Below are 18,047 nucleotides of genomic sequence, written 5' to 3' on the forward strand. Positions count from 1 at the left end.
ATTACCTCATTTGTATTTTTGACATTTGAAGGTATCTTAATACAATATATTAGCTATAAATCTAAATTAAATTATTCGATTTAGATAAATAGGTGTTTTAAACAATGCACGTTAAAATGTAGGAGGATTTTATGTTATTTAAAGAAATAAATCTAGATGCAAAACGGGATTTGGATCCGTATTTTGATCTAGTGGATTATGAAGCATGTGAATACTGTTTTAGTACGCTTTATATGTGGCAACATGTATACAAAACAGGTTACTATATAGGAGATGATTTTGCAGTATTAGTTGGAGAGTACGAAGGAGATAGTTTCTCTATACTTCCTTTAGCAAAAAAAGATAAGCTGCCAGAAGTAGTTGACTTTGTACTTAACTTCTTTGAAAAGCACAATAAAAAAATATTTTTAAGAGGTATAACGGATGAGGTAGTAGACTTCTTAAAAGAAAAGTATGTTGGAAAATTTGAATATATAGAAGAAAGAGATCTATTTGACTATGTTTATGATGCAGATGCTCTTAGAACATTAAAAGGAAGAAAAAATCAAAAGAAAAGAAATCATATTAACTATTTCCTAAAAGAGTACGATGGAAGATATGAATACAGACTTCTAGGAAAAAAAGATTTTGATGCCTGTCTTAAACTTCTAAATGATTGGGAAGCAAACAAAGAAGAGAGCGATGACTTTGATGAGAGCATGGATGATGAATATGTAGGAATCAAAAAAATATTTGATGATTATGATGTACTAAGTGATAGAGTAAAAGTATTTGGAGTTTCTATAGATGGAAAACTAGAGGCATTTTCTATAGGAGAATACTTAAATCCAAATATGGCTTTAATTCATGTAGAGAAAGCTAATCCAGATATTAGAGGTTTATATCCTTTTATAAATCAACAGTTTTTAGTGAGTGAATTCCCAGATGCTGAGTTTGTAAATAGAGAAGAAGATATGGGAATAGAAGGACTTAGAAAAGCAAAACTTTCTTACCATCCGATAAGATTTGTGGAAAAATACAGCGTCAAGGAGGCGTAATATTGTATGTTAAATGTTAGGTATGCTATAGATAAAGACATAGATGACGTAAAAGAGATATGGAGTTACTGTTTTGGAGATACAGAAAAATTCATGGATTATTATTTTTCAAAAAGGTATTTTAAAGAACACAATGTTGTAGTTGAGCAAGATGGGAACATTATTTCATCTTTACAACTTGGTCAATATAAAATTAATTTAAACTCTAAAAATTACGATACATCATATGTTGTAGGTGTTTCAACTCTACCTGAAGCTAGAGGAAAGGGATTTATGAAATCAATGATGAACTTCACTCTTGAAGAGCTGTATAAAAGAGGAGAGAAAGTATCTATACTAATGCCTATTGACTACAGAATATATAGAAGATATGGCTATGAGCATTGCTATGACCAAATACAATACAATATTGACGTTGATGATTTGAGAAGCTTTAGGATAAAAGGAAATTTTCATAAATCTAATAAGGATCATATGGAAGCTCTTATAGATATGGCTGATAGCTTTCAGAATGGATTAAATGGATATACTATTAGGGACAATAAGTATTTCAAAAATTTATTTGAAGAAATACAGAGCGAAGATGGTAATTTTTATATTTATGAAAATGATGGTTATAAAGGATATTTGATTTACTCTTTTAACGGAAATACTATGTTTGTAAGAGAATTATTTTATAAAGATATAGACTCGCTGAAATCAATGATGGGATTTATATATAATCACAATACTCAGTGTAAAAAAGTATCTATATCAGCTCCTATAGATGATAAACTTAAACTTATATTAGATAATCCTAAAGATGTCGATCTTAAACTTATACCGTTTATGATGGGGCGAGTAATTAATGTAATTAAATATTTTGAAAGTATTGATACAAATAAAGATTATGAAGGAAGTTTAAATATAAAAATTGTAGATGATCAAATTAAAGAAAACAATCATGTATTTAAAATGAATATAAAAGATGGAAGTGCAACAGTTAAAACTACAGAAGAAAAAGAAGATTTGGAATTAAGTATAAATGCATTGACTCAAATTGCTTTTTCGTATTTAAATATTGAAGAAACATTATTTCTTTATGAGGTGGATGTAGCTGATAAAAGAAATATAATTATAGAATTTTTTAATAATCTAATCTGTAAAAAAGTTAATTTTATAAACGACTATATTTAATAAATATAGTCGTTTTTGATTTTATAGTATAAATTTTATTTCCATATTAATCTAAAAAGAAATTGTACCGATACAATTTCCATTGTAGCTATAATTATATTCAGATATAATTAAGCTATAAAAAATATGAGGAGGGTAGTAGATGAATAACACAAAGAATTTAGTTTTAAACGGACTTATGATAGCTTTTGTATGTGTTGCCACAATGGTTATTCAGATACCAATACCAGGAACAAGTGGTTATGTAAATGTTGGAGATAGTATTATATTTATTTCTTCAGTTGTATTAGGTCCAATACCGGGGATGCTAGCAGGGGGAATTGGATCGGCCTTTGCAGATATTCTTAGTGGATACACGCATTGGGCACCGTTTACATTAGTAATAAAAGGTTTAGAGGGTTTAGTAGTAGGTTTGATATACAGATCTATAAAAACAAAAGGTTCTATGGCTGTTGCCATGATAGTTGGTACTATTGTCATGGTAGGTGGATATTTAATTGGAGGATATGTTCTAAAAGGTAGTTGGATAATCGCATTTGGATCTGTTCCAGCAAATTCGATACAAGGTATAATTAGCACAGTTATCGCACTTCCGTTTTCATACTATGTCGGTAAAGCTTATAATAAAAATTTCTTACACAAACAAGGAAATATATAAATCTATATATATGAGCATTTACAAGTATTTAAGTATACTTGTAAATGCTTTTTTGTTAAAATAGGTTATTTATATTATACGAATCTCTATTTTTTTATTTTTATTTGTTTTAAAATATCTTATATATGAAATAATCTAGATAAAACTTTGTGGAGTGGATAATGTTTGAGAAGGCCTATGATTATTGTTTTTCTAATTGTTTTGTGTACAGATATTTTATTTACTAGTTTTAAAAAATATGACTACAGTTTTAATGATCGTTTAGTAGTTATTGAGGGTATAGTAAAAAATAAAGTTGAGAAGAAAAAATACAATCAATATAAAGTAGGTTCTTATTTGGTAAATGATTATTCTAAAAATTTTAATCTAATGATTGGACAAAATGTTGTTGTAAAGGGTAAATTTAAGAGCTTAGACAATATGAAATTTAATAACTTTGATTACGGAAGATATGTAAAAAGTACAGGTTGTAAGGGAATTATCTATATTAAATCATATAATATATCAGGCGTTAATTTACTTTATAAATATATAGGCAAGTTTAAGTTGCGTATAAGAAATATAACTAGATATTTGTACAAAGAATATTCTAATTTCGTAAATTCTATTTTGCTAGGAGAATCAAGTGACCTAGAAGAAGAAGAGAAGATTATGTTTAAGAGAACGGGTACAAGCCATATTATAGCTATTTCAGGACTTCATACAGGTATATTGTGTTTAATTATCACTTTTCTAATTAGAGGTGTAAATAATCTTTACAAACTATTTATTTTAATGGTATTTATGTTTATATTTAGCGTAATGGTGGGATCTTCTCCTTCAGTATTAAGAGCTATATTTTTCTCATTAGTGCTTTATTTTTCTGTTTTTGTCGATAGAAAAAGAGATGGTATATCAACACTAGCTTTTATAGGTGTTTTATTAATATTTAGCAACCCTTTTATTGTGTATAATGTAAGTTTTCAATTGTCTTTTTTATCTACATTGTCTATAATATACTTCGGACCCTTTTTTTATAGGGTTATAAAATTTAGGCTGATTTCAATCACAATATCTTCAAATATTTTGACATTGCCGATAATATACTATACATTTGGAGGGATTCCTCTTCTTTCTATATTAGGAAATATTATTGTAGTACCATTTATAGCGGTGATAATGTACTTGAGTATTATTAGTATACTTTTATATAAAATTTTATTGATAAGTAAAATTGTTGCGTTTATTAATCTATCAATTATTAAGAATGTATACTGTTTACTTGACAAAGTCGGCAATTTAAGTTTTGCATATTTGGATATTAATAACCCTAAGTTTTATATTGTGTTGGTTTATTATATAGTTGTATTTACATATATGGTTTATTGGGAGATAAAGGAGATGAGGGAGCAGGATAATGGATTACAAGGATATTATAAAGAGTATTAACGGCGACAAAATGGAAAATCTATATCTTTTTTATGGTAAGGAATTCTTCCTTATAGACAATGCTATAAAGGCTTTTAAGGGAAAATTAAATGAAAGCATGATAGATTTTAATTTAGATATTATAGATGGAAGGGAAACAGAACTTAGTAACCTAATAAGTTCTATTGAAACACTTCCGTTTATGGATGAAAGAAAGATAATAATAATAAAAGACTTTGAGCTATTAAAGGGAAAGAAAAAAAATTTCTCAGACAGCGATGAAAAATATTTACTTGATTATATTGATAATATGCCAGATACAACTACAGTTGTATTTTTAGTGTATGGTGAAATTGATAAGAGAAAATCATTTGTTAAAAAAATAAATAAAAATGGTAAATTAGTTAATTGTGATAAATTATCTGATATGGATTTGTTTAAGTGGACTAAAAAGACATTTGAAAACAATGGAGTTATAATAGAAAATCCACAAATCATGCACTTTATAGAGCAAATCGGATACAGAGATAAAAGCAGCGAAAAGACCTTAGCAGATCTTGGAAACGATATAAATAAGATTAGTTCATTTATTGGAAAAGGAAATGCTGTTGATAGAGAGGCAATAGATAAATTAACTGAAAAGAAAATTGAAAATGACATATTTAAACTTATTGATAATATAGGTGCAAAGAACTCATCTAGTGCTATGAAGATACTTAATGATATGATTGAAGAAGGTGAATCTGTTCTTGGAATATTTGCGATGATATCAAGACAGTTTAAATTAATAATACAGGCTAGAGGTCTTCAGTCTGAAAGGCTATCATCAAAAGCGATAGCTGAGAGATTGAGAATACATCCTTTCGTTGCGGGTAAAGCAATGAAGCAAACATCAAACTTTTCAGATGCTGAGATAACTGAAATTATTAATTATCTGCTTGACAGTGATTATAAGATAAAAAACGGGCTTATTAGGGATACTTTAGCAGTTGAAATTTTTATAGGTAAGTACTGCTAAATAAGATATGATTAAAAAAGGAAGTATCTTAACTAATGATTATATTAGTTTTAGGTACTTCCTTTTTTATATGATTTTGATTTTTGATTTAAGTTTTATATTAAGCAGTTAAATTTGTGATATTTCCTACTATAATAAAAAAAGCCACAAGATAGTTAATATCTTTGGCTTTTATATTTTATCAATAAGAATATTAAACAGAATTATGCGTTCATACTGTTTAGCTTGTTAGCAAGCTTAGCTACTTTTCTAGCTGCAGCATTCTTATGTATAGTTCCTTTAGAAGCTACTTGATGAATTCTCTTCTGAGCTGATTGGAACTTAACAACAGCGTCTTCTTTGTTTCCTGCAGCAACAGCATCTTCAAATTTTCTTATTGCAGTTTTTATTTGAGATTTTCTTACTTTATTTAAAGCAGTTTTCTTTTCGATAACGCGTATTCTTTTCTTAGCTGATTTAATATTTGCCAAACCATTCACCTCCTCATTTATTATTGTCTGTACATTGTCAACATATTAGATTTTAGCAGAAATAAAACTAAAAATCAAGGATAAATATTTACATATAAAATATAAGTTCAATAATTTTTCCTTTTAGATTATATAACATAGAATAGGATTTTACAACACATAAATTAGATCTAAAGTCTTTATTATAATATATAATTTGACATCTATATTCTAGTACAAGGACGTAAAATTTATACCACTAATTATAAAAAAAGTAAATACTATTTATTATTAAAATTAAATAAATTCTTCTTTAATATTATCGATCTACTTAGAAATAAAATTTAATACCTAAAAATAAAAGAACCAAATAAAAATAAGTTTGTGCATAAAAAATTTAAAATACCTTTTAGACTAAAAAAGATTAAATTCATAATTTTTTTCCTCCTATAATTCATATTTTACGACTTATAGTCTTTATAATATACAACGAAATAAATACAAAAAATTGGATACTTTTAATAACAAATAAATTGTTTAATCCACAGAAAGTAAATAAATTTACTAATTTTTGTTATAAAATAATAAATTTTGTTAACAATTATAGATATCATTTAGTTAAAGATGGAGGTTAATATGATTCAAATTAGGACAGATTTAGCTGTAGAAGCTAAAGAAGTGTACGAAGAAGCTCAAGCAGGAAGTAGTATCCCAGGCGTAGAAGTAGAAAACAAAGAACTTGAAAATTGCAAAGTAACAAAAGTTGAGATAAAGAATGAAGAAGGTTCAAAAATTATGAACAAGGAGATAGGTAAGTATATAACATTAGAGAGCAATCTTATGAAGTTTGATGATGACGAGTCAAGAGAAGAAATGATTGAATACTTAAAAGATGAGCTTAAAGAGGTTTTAGGTGATGACAAAACTAAGAAAACTCTGGTGATAGGACTTGGTAACTGGAATATTACATCAGATGCATTAGGTCCAAAATCAGTATCTAAGACACTGGTTACACGACACATATTCAAAAATTACAATAAAGATTACGACGATGATTTTTCTGAAGTTTCGGGATTAAGTCCAGGTGTAATGGGAATAACAGGTATAGAAACTAGTGAAATTGTCAAATCTCTAGTAGACAAGATAAAACCAGATAGGGTAATAGCTATAGATGCATTAGCTTCTAGAAAAATGGAGAGAGTAAATTCTACAATTCAAATAGCTACTTCTGGGATAGCTCCAGGAGGAGGAATAGGAAATAAGAGAAGATCTTTAAATAAAGAGTACTTAGGTGTCGATGTTATTGCAATTGGTGTACCTACAGTTGTAGACGCTGCCACGCTTACAATCGATGTACTAGACTTAGCTATTGATAATTTAATTACACAATCAGAAGGTAATGAAAATTTTTACAATATGCTAAAAAATTTAAAAGAAGATGAAAAGTATCATCTTATTAGAGAATCTTTAGACCCTTATGATAAAAATCTAATTGTAACACCAAAAGATATAGATGAGACAATAGAAAATTTATCAATAATAATAAGTGAAGGGCTAAACAGATCTCTCCACCCTGGTAGGGTGGCTAAATAAGGAGGGAAACGTATGTTAAAAAAATGCTTCAGATCATTGATAGTATCTTGTTTATTAGTAGGCATTTTTACAAATACAACATTTGCAGTAAGCCAAGATGAGTTCTTAAAGTTTTTAATAAATTCAACTTATCCAGAAGCAACAGTTAAAGAAAAGAATAATAAAGAAGTTAAAGATAAAAAAGAAGAACAAAAAGATACAAATGAACAAAAAAAATCTAATGACAATGAAAATAAAAAGGAAGATGAATCTCAGGATGCAAAAGTAAATAAAGAATATGTAAAAGTATTTGTAGGAGAAGAAAATATTCCTAAAGAAGATGCGGAAGAGGAAAATAGTAAAGCAGTATCAAGTTTAAATTATAAAAACGATATGAGAGTTACAAAAGACAACCCTAAAATACTTATATACCATACACATGGATGTGAGACTTATTCAAATTCACCAAAAGGGAACTATCATTCTACAGATAAAGTAAATTCTGTAATGGAGGTAGGAAGTGTATTAACTAGTGAGTTAGCTAACAAAGGATGGGGAGTAGTCCATACAACAAAATACCATGACTATCCATCATATAATAACTCTTATTCAAGTAGTTTAAAAACAGTAAAGGAATTGTTGCCTAAGTATCCTTCTGTTGATATAGCAATCGATTTGCATAGAGACGCAAGAGATATAAAAGATAAGGCGACAAAGGAAAAAGATCATAAAAAGTATACAACTGAGATAGACGGAAAAAGAGTTGCTAAATTCTTCTTCGTCATCGGTGGTAAAAATGACAATAGTAAAGAGTTAAGAGCTCTTGCAGAGGATATAAATAAAGTTGCTCAGAAAAAATATCCGGGTCTTGTATCTCCAATTATAGAGAAAGATTATGCAAGGTTTAATCAATTTGCAGCGAAAAAACATCTATTGATAGAAATAGGTAGCAATGCTACGACAATAGAAGAAGCGAAAGAAACATCAAAATATGTGGCAGAAATTTTAGATGAGTATTTTAGACAAAATGGAGAAGCAAATATATAGTTTTAATTAGGAGCATGCTGTATGAGTCGTTTAGAAAGGACAATAGAGCGTAAACAAAAGAACAATAAATATAAACTTGTTTTAAGAGTTATATTTATATTAGTAATGATAGTTATAACTGCATACTGTATATTTGAAATAGATAGCAGTGCAAAAGATATGTTAGGAGAAAATGTCAGTAAATTTCCTTCTATAAATACACATATATCAAATATTTTAAAAAATTTCAAATAAAATTCAGAAAATTGGGGTTGCCGAAAATAATCGATAAATTTATGGCAACCCCAATTCTTACTATTTCTGTGAAAATAGAGGTAAATCAAGTGACAGTTTAGGTTAAATGCTATATAATATTTATTGACGAATAAAGAAGGAGGAATTTGTAGGTGGACAATAAGCAAAGTAGAACTAGAAACTTTAGTATAATTGCACATATAGATCATGGTAAGTCTACCTTAGCCGATAGATTAATACAACAAACTGGCCTTGTTAGCGCAAGAGAAATGAAGGATCAGCTACTAGATAACATGGATCTAGAGAGAGAAAGAGGAATTACAATCAAACTTCAGAATATAAGATTGGTGTATAAAGCTAAGGACGGAAATGAATATTATTTAAATCTTATAGACACTCCAGGTCATGTTGACTTTAATTATGAAGTATCAAGAAGCTTGGTAGCATGTGAAGGGGCATTATTAGTTGTAGATGCAGCCCAAGGAGTAGAGGCTCAAACACTTGCCAACGTATATCTAGCTATAGAGCAAGATTTAGAAATACTTCCAGTAATCAATAAAATCGATCTACCGAGTGCTAGACCAGATGAGATAAAAGAAGAGATAGAAGAGTTAGTGGGGTTAGATGCAAGTGAAGCACCTCTTATTTCTGCTAAAAACGGAATAAACATAGAAGATGTATTAGAAGATATAGTAAAAAATGTGCCGGCGCCAACTGGAGACAAAGATGCGCCACTTAAAGCACTGATATTTGATTCTTACTATGATGCATATAAAGGTGTAGTTGCCTATGTAAGAGTATTCGAAGGAACTGTAAGAAAAGGTACAATTATAGAGATGATGAATACAAAAAAAGACTTTGAGGTAACAGAGGTAGGAGTAATGTCTCCAGGACAGACAGAACTCGATAATTTAAGTGCTGGAGATGTTGGATATATAGCAGCAAGTATAAAAGATATTAGGAGCTGTCAAGTTGGTGATACAATTACGGATGCAAATAATAAAACTACTGAGATATTACCAGGATACAAAAAAGCAACTCCAATGGTTTATTGTGGAATTTATCCAGGTGAAGGCGAGAAATACGAAAACGTTAGAGATGCATTAGAGAAACTTCAAGTTAATGACGCAGCCTTAGAGTATGAGGCTGAGACATCAGCTGCCTTGGGATTTGGTTTTAGATGTGGATTTTTGGGGCTTCTTCATATGGAAATTATTCAAGAGAGACTAGAGAGAGAATTCAATCTAGACATTATAACAACTGCACCATCAGTTATATATAGAGTGACTAAAAATGACGGTGAAGTAGTAATGATACAAAATCCAGCAAACTTACCAGAGCCAGCTGAGATAAATATGATAGAAGAACCAATAGTTAAAGGTGACATAATTGTTCCGAAAGACTATGTTGGTGTTGTTATGGAGTTATGCCAAGAGAGACGAGGAACAATGAATAATATGGAGTATATAGATGAAAGAAGAGTAATGCTTCATTATGATTTGCCACTTAATGAGGTTGTTTATGATTTCTTTGACGCTCTAAAGTCTAGAACTAGAGGATATGGTTCTCTTGATTATGAAATAAAAGGATATGTACCATCTAAACTAGTAAAACTTGATATACTAATAAACAAAGAGCAAGTAGATGCACTTAGTTTTATAGTTCATGAAACTAGAGCCTATGCAAGGGGAAAAGCTATGTGTGAAAAACTTAAAGGTGAAATACCTAGACATCAATTTGCTATACCGATTCAGGCAGCAGTTGGAAATAAGGTAGTCGCAAGAGAGACTATAAGTGCTCTTAGAAAAGACGTTCTTGCAAAATGTTATGGTGGAGATATATCTCGTAAGAAAAAACTTCTTGAAAAACAAAAAGAAGGTAAGAAACGTATGCGTCAGATTGGGTCTGTTGAAGTACCACAAAAGGCGTTTATGTCTGTTCTTAAACTTGATGAATAAACAAAGAAAAAGAGTATTTGATTTTATATTATTACAATTATAATAAACATAAATTTGCCTACGATTTGCCGATATTGGTTTTAAGTCGTAGGCAATCTTTATATCATTCTGTAAACCAAGCCTTTTTTAACCTAGAAATACAATCTGGTATATCAAATATATCAATCTGACTAAAAGCAATAAATAAAGTATTTTTTGGGCAATGTTCTTTATTCTGCCAAAATTGTATTGTTGGATAAACTTGTATCTGTTCATCACGAGCTTTTCTTATAAGCCACTTCTGATTATACTTTTCTGGAAACTCTAATATAAAATATAAACCTGTTCCATTTTGATGTATTTTAATATCATCATTCATATTTGTTAATTCCTTAATAAATAAGTCATATCTCTTTTTAAATTTTAGACGAAACTTACGAACATGTCGTTCATAAAAACCACTTTCGATAAATTTACTTAAAATATATTGATCGATCCAAGATACACTATTATTATATCTTCCATAAGTTTGATTATAAGTATTTAGTAGTTGTTTTGGTATAACAAAATAAGCTATACGAATTGATGGTGAGAGTGTCTTTGAAAAAGTTCCCAAATAGATAACTCTATTGTCTTTATCAATAGATTGTAATGATGGTATGGGATTTGTATGATATCCAAATTCACTATCATAATCATCTTCTAGTATGTATGTATTATTTTTTCTAGACCAGTTAAGTATTTCATAACGTCTATTAATTGGCATTGTAGCTCCTGTTGGAAATTGATGTGAAGGTGTAATATATATAGCGTTTAAGTATGAATTCTCATACTTAATTAATTTAGATACTTCTAGACCTTTATCATCAACATCTATTGCTTCAATGTTTAAATTATTGTTTTCAAATACAACTTTTGCACCATCATAACCAGGTTCTTCAAAGCCAATAGTCCCACCGATGGGGGGACATACAAGTTTACAAATAATGTCTAAAGAATGTTGCAAACCTGAAGTTATTACAATCTGATCTTCAGTACAACAAACTCCTCTTGATTTACCCAAGTAACTTACTAGTTGTTTTCTTAAATGTATATCTCCTTTACCATCAATGCATTTATTTACATTAGATATATTTTTTTCTGATAATGCTTCTGACATGTATTTCTTCCACTGAATAGCCGGAAATAAATCAACTGTAAAATCTCCATAGGATAAATTATATATTATATTTTCCTCACTGAATTTTTCTGATTCGTATTTTAAATTAGGTAAACTTTCAGTATTTGAAGTACTAAAATTTACTTTATTTATCTTCTGAACAACAAATCCTACCCCTAATTTAGATTCAATATAACCCTCTGCAGCAAGTTGAGCATAGGCATTATCTACAGTGTTTCTTCCAACACCAATTTCTTTCGATAACATACGACTTCCTTTAAGTATATCCCCTGATTTAAGTTTTCTATTTAATATATCTGATTGAAGTTGATAATATATTTGCAAATAATATGGAGTTTTGCTTTTTTTATCTATATAAATCAATTTTAATCTCCTTTATGTGGCTCCTATAGTTTTTGATTTAGTGGCTCTTGTTATAGAACCAGTGTAAGTATATACTAATACTCAGCATAAAACAAGTATTTAGATTTAAATTTATATAATATTTTTTCTTATTTTTCACTATTACTTTTTATTATATAGGTTAAAAATAAAACATAAAGGAGATATCATTATGCAACATAGAATGAAAGAACACCAATTAGATAAGTCACAAATTGAAACAATGTTAAATTGCATACAAACAGGTACAATTGCTACAATAAATTTAGATTCAACACCTTATGTGGTACCTGTCCATTTTGTATATTTAAATGATAAAATATATTTTCATGGACTTCCTAAAGGTAAAAAAATAGAAAATATTAAATTCAATCACAATGTATGTTTTAACATTTATGAAATGTATGGAATAGTTTTAGATCAAGATAAAAAAATATGTGATACAAACACAAAGTATCAAAGTGTTGTTATTTTAGGAACTGCTAAAATAATAGAGGATTTAAAAGTAAAGGAAGAGGTTTTAAATAAAATAATAGTTAAATACACACCTGATATTACAAACTATGAAATACCTCAAAATATGATTAAAGGAACTGCTATTATTGAAATAAATATAGATCAAATAACTGGTAAATACTATTAGGATTAGACGGATTAAAATAAAAAGAGCTAGAGTAATAAATTACTAGAATTTATTTTTATACTTAGTTTTCAATCATACTTAAAAAGGCGTTAGTTTTATTAACTAACGCCTTTTATTTATAGAAATCATGATCTTATATTCTAATTATATATCAACATTAGATCATTAGCTATACACTTATAAATGAGTTTGAAAAGTTGTTGATACAATAAAATTAGTTCCTCCCCCTGTACGTACGCCAGCGGATAGGCAAGAGTTCTCTACTACTGTAGTAATGAGGGATTGAAGATAAGAGTTATATGGATTAATAATATTTATAACAATTGGCTAAGGATAAATATGTTTTTTAAATATTAATATGAATAATAAATTTTTTATGTGTAAACAATATTTAAAAAAGAATGGGCTTAATCGTGATTTGGTTTTTGAAAATAAATCAATTTATATTTATAGCCTTTTTTAGTTAAATAATCAACAAAAATATAATATAATTTTAAAAAAAATTAAATAATATACTATTAATTGGTTTGAATAAAGTTACCAAAATGTGTATAATTATAGTGATAAGAATAATGTTGAAAAAGAAGGGTTTTAAGATTGGATAAAGGTGATATTAATGGTATATATTAAAATGCCAGAAGACGTTAGAAATATAATTGATAGATTAAATCTACACGGATTTGAAGCATTTATTGTAGGGGGATGTGTGAGGGATTCGCTATTAAAAAGGGATCCGAATGATTGGGATATAACCACAAATGCAAAACCAGAGGATATCATAAGAATATTTGAAAAAACGATACCAACAGGAATAAAGCACGGAACAGTTACTGTGTTACTAGAAACTAATAGCTACGAGGTTACAACATATAGAATAGATGGAAAATATACAGATAAAAGACGTCCTGACTCTATAGAATTTAGCAGTAATATAAATGAAGATTTAAAAAGAAGAGATTTTACAATAAATGCTATAGCGTACAATGGGGATCAAGGACTTATAGATCCATTTAATGGATATGACGATATAAAAAATAAATGCATAAAATGTGTAGGAGAAGCAGATGAAAGGTTTGAAGAGGATGCACTGAGGATGCTTAGAGCAGTAAGATTTTCCTCTCAATTAAACTTTAAAATAGAAGGTACTACTTATAAAAGTATAAAAACAAAAGCAAATCTTATAAAAGAAGTTTCAAATGAAAGAATACAGATAGAATTAAATAAAATTATGATTTCAGATTCATCTAAGATAAAATTGCTAAAAGATATAGGTTTACTTGAGCTTATTATGCCAGAGATTTGTATATTAGAGGAAGTTGAACAAAACACACCTTATCATAGATATAACGTATTAGAGCATACGCTTTTTGCAGTAGATGCTATTGAAAATAAATTGATTTTAAAGCTGGCTATGTTACTACATGATACAGGTAAGGCCACATCAAAGACAACTGATAGAAAAGGAATTGACCATTTTTATGGACATGCTAAGTCGTCTGTAAATATATCAAGGGATATTCTTAATAGATTGAAGTACAACAATAATACAAAAAGAAAAATTATCACTCTTGTTATGTACCACGACTGCAAACTATTGCCTAACAGAAGAAGTATAAAGGCTCTTTTAAATAAATTAGGAAGTGTCGAGCTTTTTAGAGATTTATTAAAAGTAAAGTGGGCTGATACTCTTGCTAAGAATCCGAAATATATTAAATGCAGGATCTTGGAGTTAATTGAAATAGAAAATATACTTGAAGATATTTTGCTGAACAAAGAATGCTTTACTATTAAGGATCTTGCTATTAATGGAAGTGATTTGATAGAGTTGGGATATAAAGGCAAGGATGTTGGTATTGTTTTGAATAGACTGTTAGGGATGGTGATTAATGATCCTGAGTTGAACGAAAGAAAATTATTAAAAAAAATTTCTTTATAACAATTAAGATATGGAAAATTTATATACAATTGTAAAAACTAAATAGGAGATTGTAATGTTAAATAATTCAGTGTTTTGGGGAGTATTTGATTCATCAATAATATTGATTGAATTTTCAGTACTTTATTATATTTTAAATATATTTTCTGATAAAAAGACGAGTGATAAATATAGGAATATAAGCTTTACAGTTATGGTAAGTCTTTTAATAATAATGTTAATATTGAATATCCTACCTGACATTAGAGCGTTAGTTGCAATAGGAGCTAGTTTTATTTTTTATAAAAAGAATTATGAAGTAGAAATAAAAAAATGTTTCATGATTGTATTAATATTTTGGACTTTATCGATGAGTTTAGAAAGTCTTAGCATGGTGGCTATTATGCATTTAAATTCATTGAATGATTTGAAATTAGTTGTATATAGAGGTGTATTCAGGCTTGAACTTATAATATTATCGAAAACTCTACTAGTAATAACAGCTTCATTTTGTAGTTACTTTAGATTTTATGGCAAAATTGCAATAAAAGATTTTCTCTATATAGCTATTCCAATAGTTACCAATATATTTAGTTTATTTATTATCTTTGGTAGTGGTATTGGCGATTTTGAAAATAGAAAAGTAAGCAATTTAATAATATTTTTTATAGCAATATTATTATTAATATCGAATATTTCATTAATATTTATCACACAGAAGATTATTAAGGATAACAAACTTATTTTGGAACACACATTAAGAAATAAACGAAAAGATATGGAATACAATTACTATATTAATATAGAGGAAAATAATATAAAAGTAAGAAAATTATATCATGATATGAAAAATCATTTAATGTGTATTGCAAATTTATGTGATAATAATGAATCAAAGGATTATGTAAATAGTTTGAATTTAGAATTAAATAAGTTAGATAATTCATTTAATACAGGAAACAAAGTCCTTGATATTATATTAAGTGAAAAGAAATCTATTTGCATTGAAAATGATATTGAACTTACTTCATATATAGATTTCTCAAAATCTGATTTTATGGAAATGGATGATGTCTGTACTATATTTGCTAATTCTTTAGATAATGCCATAGAAGCTTGTGATAAAATAAATAATAAAGATATAAAAAAGAAGATTGATATTAAGGTAAAATATGTTAATGGTTTTTGCTTAGTAAAAATATCAAACACAAAGACAAATAAAATAATAAGTAGAAATAAAAAAATACTCACAGATAAAAAGGATGGATTTTTCCATGGAATTGGACTAATTAACATAAAAGATGTGGTTAAAAAATATAACGGTGAAGTATCCGTAGATTTTACAGATCATGAATTTATATTAACCATATTAATACCAATTAAAGTGAAAATGAATTATAGTTATTAATTAAGATCTTTTATGATTGAATATAGATCCTTATTTTTAATATCTAAAAGATAAGAAAATAATATTAGAAAATTAAATAAAATATAAAAAAAGTTTATGGAGTACGATTATTATGTTAGAATAAAGGAAATGTATTATTTTTGCAAACCTATTGGATAATGCTAATAAAGTGTTTAAAGTAGTAGTTTATAAATATAATGGAGAGATTTATATAGACTATACTGAAGCTAAATTTGAAATATCAATTTTAATCCCTATTTTAGGATAAAATTAATATACAAATATCAATTTATTTATAATGATATTTTACTTTGTGGATGTTTGAATATTTATAGTATATTCCTTATAAAAACTAAATTTTAGAGGAGGAATTATTATGAAATTGAGAAGTTTAAAATTATTTAAGAAGTTAATTGCTTTAGCACCTGTTGTTGCACTGATGTCAGCGCAAGTTACTTGCGTATGGATGGCGCACCAAAGTGAGATACCTGAGGAAGTTAAAAATATGAAAAAATCCTTAAAGTAATATTAATTTTTATTTAAGAATTATTTTATATTCAAAATGTTTAAATTATAAAGGTTATGTATAAAATGTTATATAGCATAATCTGTTATTTTTATTATGAAATATATTAAAAAAATCGAAAGATTTTAATTAATAATAATACTTAGAGTCTTTAAGCAAGAAAGCTTTAAGGACTCTTTTTTATATGTAAGCAAAATTAATAATTAGGACCTTTAAAGCACTTTAAAGGTCCTAATTATTAATTTTTAATCAATTATATAATATAATAAACAGAAAAAGAAAGAAGGAAAACCATGTTAATGTTATACATACACATACCATTTTGCATAAAAAAGTGTAACTACTGCGACTTTAACTCATACAACTTAGACCTTAGCCAAAAGAAGAGATACTTAGAAGACCTAAAAAAAGAAATGAAAATGTACAAAACTAAAGATAAAATATCAAGCGTATTTATAGGAGGAGGAACACCGAGCATACTAACAGAAGAAGAATTAGAAGAATTATTTAATAATATAAAAGAAAATTACAATATAAAGAAAGATGCAGAAATAACAATAGAGTGTAATCCAGGGACACTTACACTGGATAAGCTTAAAAAAATGAAACAACTTGGTGTAAATAGATTAAGCATTGGTTTACAAGCAATTCAAGAGAAGCATCTTAAATATATTGGAAGAATTCACACATACGAAGATTTCCTTAAAAATTATAACGATGCAATAAACGTAGGACTTGATAATATAAACATAGACTTAATGTACAACTTGCCAAACCAAACAATGAGCGATTGGATAGAAACATTGGAAACAGTTATAAAGCTAAATCCAAAACATATATCAGCTTACTCCCTAATATTAGAAGAAGGTACAAAACTTTATACGATGTATGAACACAGTGAATTTGAATTAAATGATGAAGATACAGATATAGGCATGTACAGATATGCAATAAAATACTTAAGTTTAAAAGGCTATCATCAATATGAGATTTCGAACTACTCAAAAGATAGCTATGAATGTGAACACAATAAAGGTTATTGGAGATGTGATCATTATATAGGGGTAGGTGCTGGAGCATCTGGATATCTTGATAAAAAAAGGTATAATAATGTAGAATCTTTAGATGAATACCATGATATGGTAACAGACGGAAAAAAACCAATAGTCTATAACGATGAATTATCTACAAAAGATAGTATAGAAGAAAAAATATTTATGGGGCTAAGAATGAATGAAGGCATTAAATATGAAGACTTTAAAAAACAATTTAATATAGATTTTTCGAACGTATATTCTAAACAAATAAAAGAATTATCAAATAGAAATTTAATTAATGAATGCGAAACTGGTATAATGTTGACACAAAAAGGGCGTGAAATATCGAATAGCGTATTTATAGAATTCTTAAATTAATTAAAAAGTGTTGACAAAAAATTCTAGAAGTGATATATAATATA

The 18,047-nt window shown here is 27.8% G+C and carries 16 protein-coding genes; 14 read left to right on the forward strand and 2 right to left on the reverse strand.

Features of this window, described 5'->3' with window-relative positions:
• Positions 1-131 precede the first annotated feature (131 nt).
• The 5 genes from KQI18_RS07750 to holA all read left to right on the forward strand — a co-directional run bounded on the left by KQI18_RS07750 (position 132) and on the right by holA (position 5,296).
• The gene (locus KQI18_RS07750) at positions 132-1,037 is read left to right on the forward strand and encodes a DUF2156 domain-containing protein (protein WP_216467214.1); all 906 of its coding nucleotides are present in this window, start codon (positions 132-134) and stop codon (positions 1,035-1,037) included.
• A gap of 6 nt (positions 1,038-1,043) precedes the next feature.
• Positions 1,044-2,213, forward strand: coding sequence for a GNAT family N-acetyltransferase (locus KQI18_RS07755; RefSeq protein ID WP_216467215.1), 1,170 nt, complete (start codon positions 1,044-1,046; stop codon positions 2,211-2,213).
• 142 nt (positions 2,214-2,355) lie between these two features.
• Entirely contained in the window at positions 2,356-2,871 is a 516-nt protein-coding gene (locus tag KQI18_RS07760; protein ID WP_216467216.1) for an ECF transporter S component, read from the forward strand.
• Between the two features lie 165 nt (positions 2,872-3,036).
• Complete coding sequence (locus KQI18_RS07765; RefSeq protein WP_236887690.1) at positions 3,037-4,299, forward strand: ComEC/Rec2 family competence protein; 1,263 nt, start codon at positions 3,037-3,039, stop codon at positions 4,297-4,299.
• Positions 4,268-5,296: a DNA polymerase III subunit delta gene (holA, locus tag KQI18_RS07770; protein ID WP_216467217.1), complete on the forward strand. Its 1,029-nt coding sequence runs from the start codon at positions 4,268-4,270 to the stop codon at positions 5,294-5,296. Before KQI18_RS07765 ends, holA begins: the two co-directional genes overlap by 32 nt.
• Positions 5,297-5,499: 203 nt before the next feature.
• Here the strand turns inward: holA and rpsT are convergent, their stop codons facing one another.
• The gene (gene rpsT, locus KQI18_RS07775; protein ID WP_216467218.1) at positions 5,500-5,766 is read right to left on the reverse strand and encodes a 30S ribosomal protein S20; all 267 of its coding nucleotides are present in this window, start codon (positions 5,764-5,766) and stop codon (positions 5,500-5,502) included.
• Positions 5,767-6,381: 615 nt separating this feature from the next.
• Here rpsT and gpr point away from each other — a divergent pair.
• From gpr to lepA, 4 genes are all read left to right on the forward strand, one after another.
• Positions 6,382-7,338, forward strand: a complete 957-nt coding sequence (gpr, locus tag KQI18_RS07780; RefSeq protein WP_216467219.1) for a GPR endopeptidase — start codon at positions 6,382-6,384, stop codon at positions 7,336-7,338.
• Positions 7,339-7,350: 12 nt separating this feature from the next.
• Entirely contained in the window at positions 7,351-8,364 is a 1,014-nt protein-coding gene (gene spoIIP / locus KQI18_RS07785) for a stage II sporulation protein P (protein WP_216467220.1), read from the forward strand.
• A 21-nt stretch (positions 8,365-8,385) separates the two neighbouring features.
• On the forward strand, positions 8,386-8,598 hold the full coding sequence (locus KQI18_RS07790) for a hypothetical protein (protein WP_216467221.1): 213 nt from the start codon (positions 8,386-8,388) through the stop codon (positions 8,596-8,598).
• A 152-nt stretch (positions 8,599-8,750) separates the two neighbouring features.
• On the forward strand, positions 8,751-10,556 hold the full coding sequence (gene lepA, locus KQI18_RS07795) for a translation elongation factor 4 (protein ID WP_216467222.1): 1,806 nt from the start codon (positions 8,751-8,753) through the stop codon (positions 10,554-10,556).
• 103 nt (positions 10,557-10,659) lie between these two features.
• On the opposite strand, the gene KQI18_RS07800 is transcribed toward lepA, so the two are convergent.
• Positions 10,660-12,078: a PLP-dependent aminotransferase family protein gene (locus KQI18_RS07800; RefSeq protein ID WP_216467223.1), complete on the reverse strand. Its 1,419-nt coding sequence runs from the start codon at positions 12,076-12,078 to the stop codon at positions 10,660-10,662.
• 190 nt (positions 12,079-12,268) lie between these two features.
• Here KQI18_RS07800 and KQI18_RS07805 point away from each other — a divergent pair, with 190 nt between their 5' ends.
• From KQI18_RS07805 to hemW, 5 genes are all read left to right on the forward strand, one after another.
• Positions 12,269-12,739 (forward strand): pyridoxamine 5'-phosphate oxidase family protein, encoded by a 471-nt coding sequence (locus KQI18_RS07805; RefSeq protein WP_216467224.1) that lies wholly within the window; start codon positions 12,269-12,271, stop codon positions 12,737-12,739.
• Between the two features lie 616 nt (positions 12,740-13,355).
• Complete coding sequence (locus KQI18_RS07810; RefSeq protein ID WP_216467225.1) at positions 13,356-14,675, forward strand: CCA tRNA nucleotidyltransferase; 1,320 nt, start codon at positions 13,356-13,358, stop codon at positions 14,673-14,675.
• A 55-nt stretch (positions 14,676-14,730) separates the two neighbouring features.
• Positions 14,731-16,062: an ATP-binding protein gene (locus KQI18_RS07815; RefSeq protein ID WP_216467226.1), complete on the forward strand. Its 1,332-nt coding sequence runs from the start codon at positions 14,731-14,733 to the stop codon at positions 16,060-16,062.
• A 376-nt stretch (positions 16,063-16,438) separates the two neighbouring features.
• On the forward strand, positions 16,439-16,588 hold the full coding sequence (locus tag KQI18_RS07820) for a cyclic lactone autoinducer peptide (protein ID WP_216467227.1): 150 nt from the start codon (positions 16,439-16,441) through the stop codon (positions 16,586-16,588).
• A gap of 293 nt (positions 16,589-16,881) precedes the next feature.
• Complete coding sequence (hemW, locus tag KQI18_RS07825) at positions 16,882-18,003, forward strand: radical SAM family heme chaperone HemW (protein ID WP_216467228.1); 1,122 nt, start codon at positions 16,882-16,884, stop codon at positions 18,001-18,003.
• Positions 18,004-18,047 lie beyond the last annotated feature (44 nt).

It is taken from the genome of Metaclostridioides mangenotii, from assembly GCF_018917235.1.
Taxonomy (GTDB): Bacteria; Bacillota; Clostridia; order Peptostreptococcales; family Peptostreptococcaceae; genus Metaclostridioides.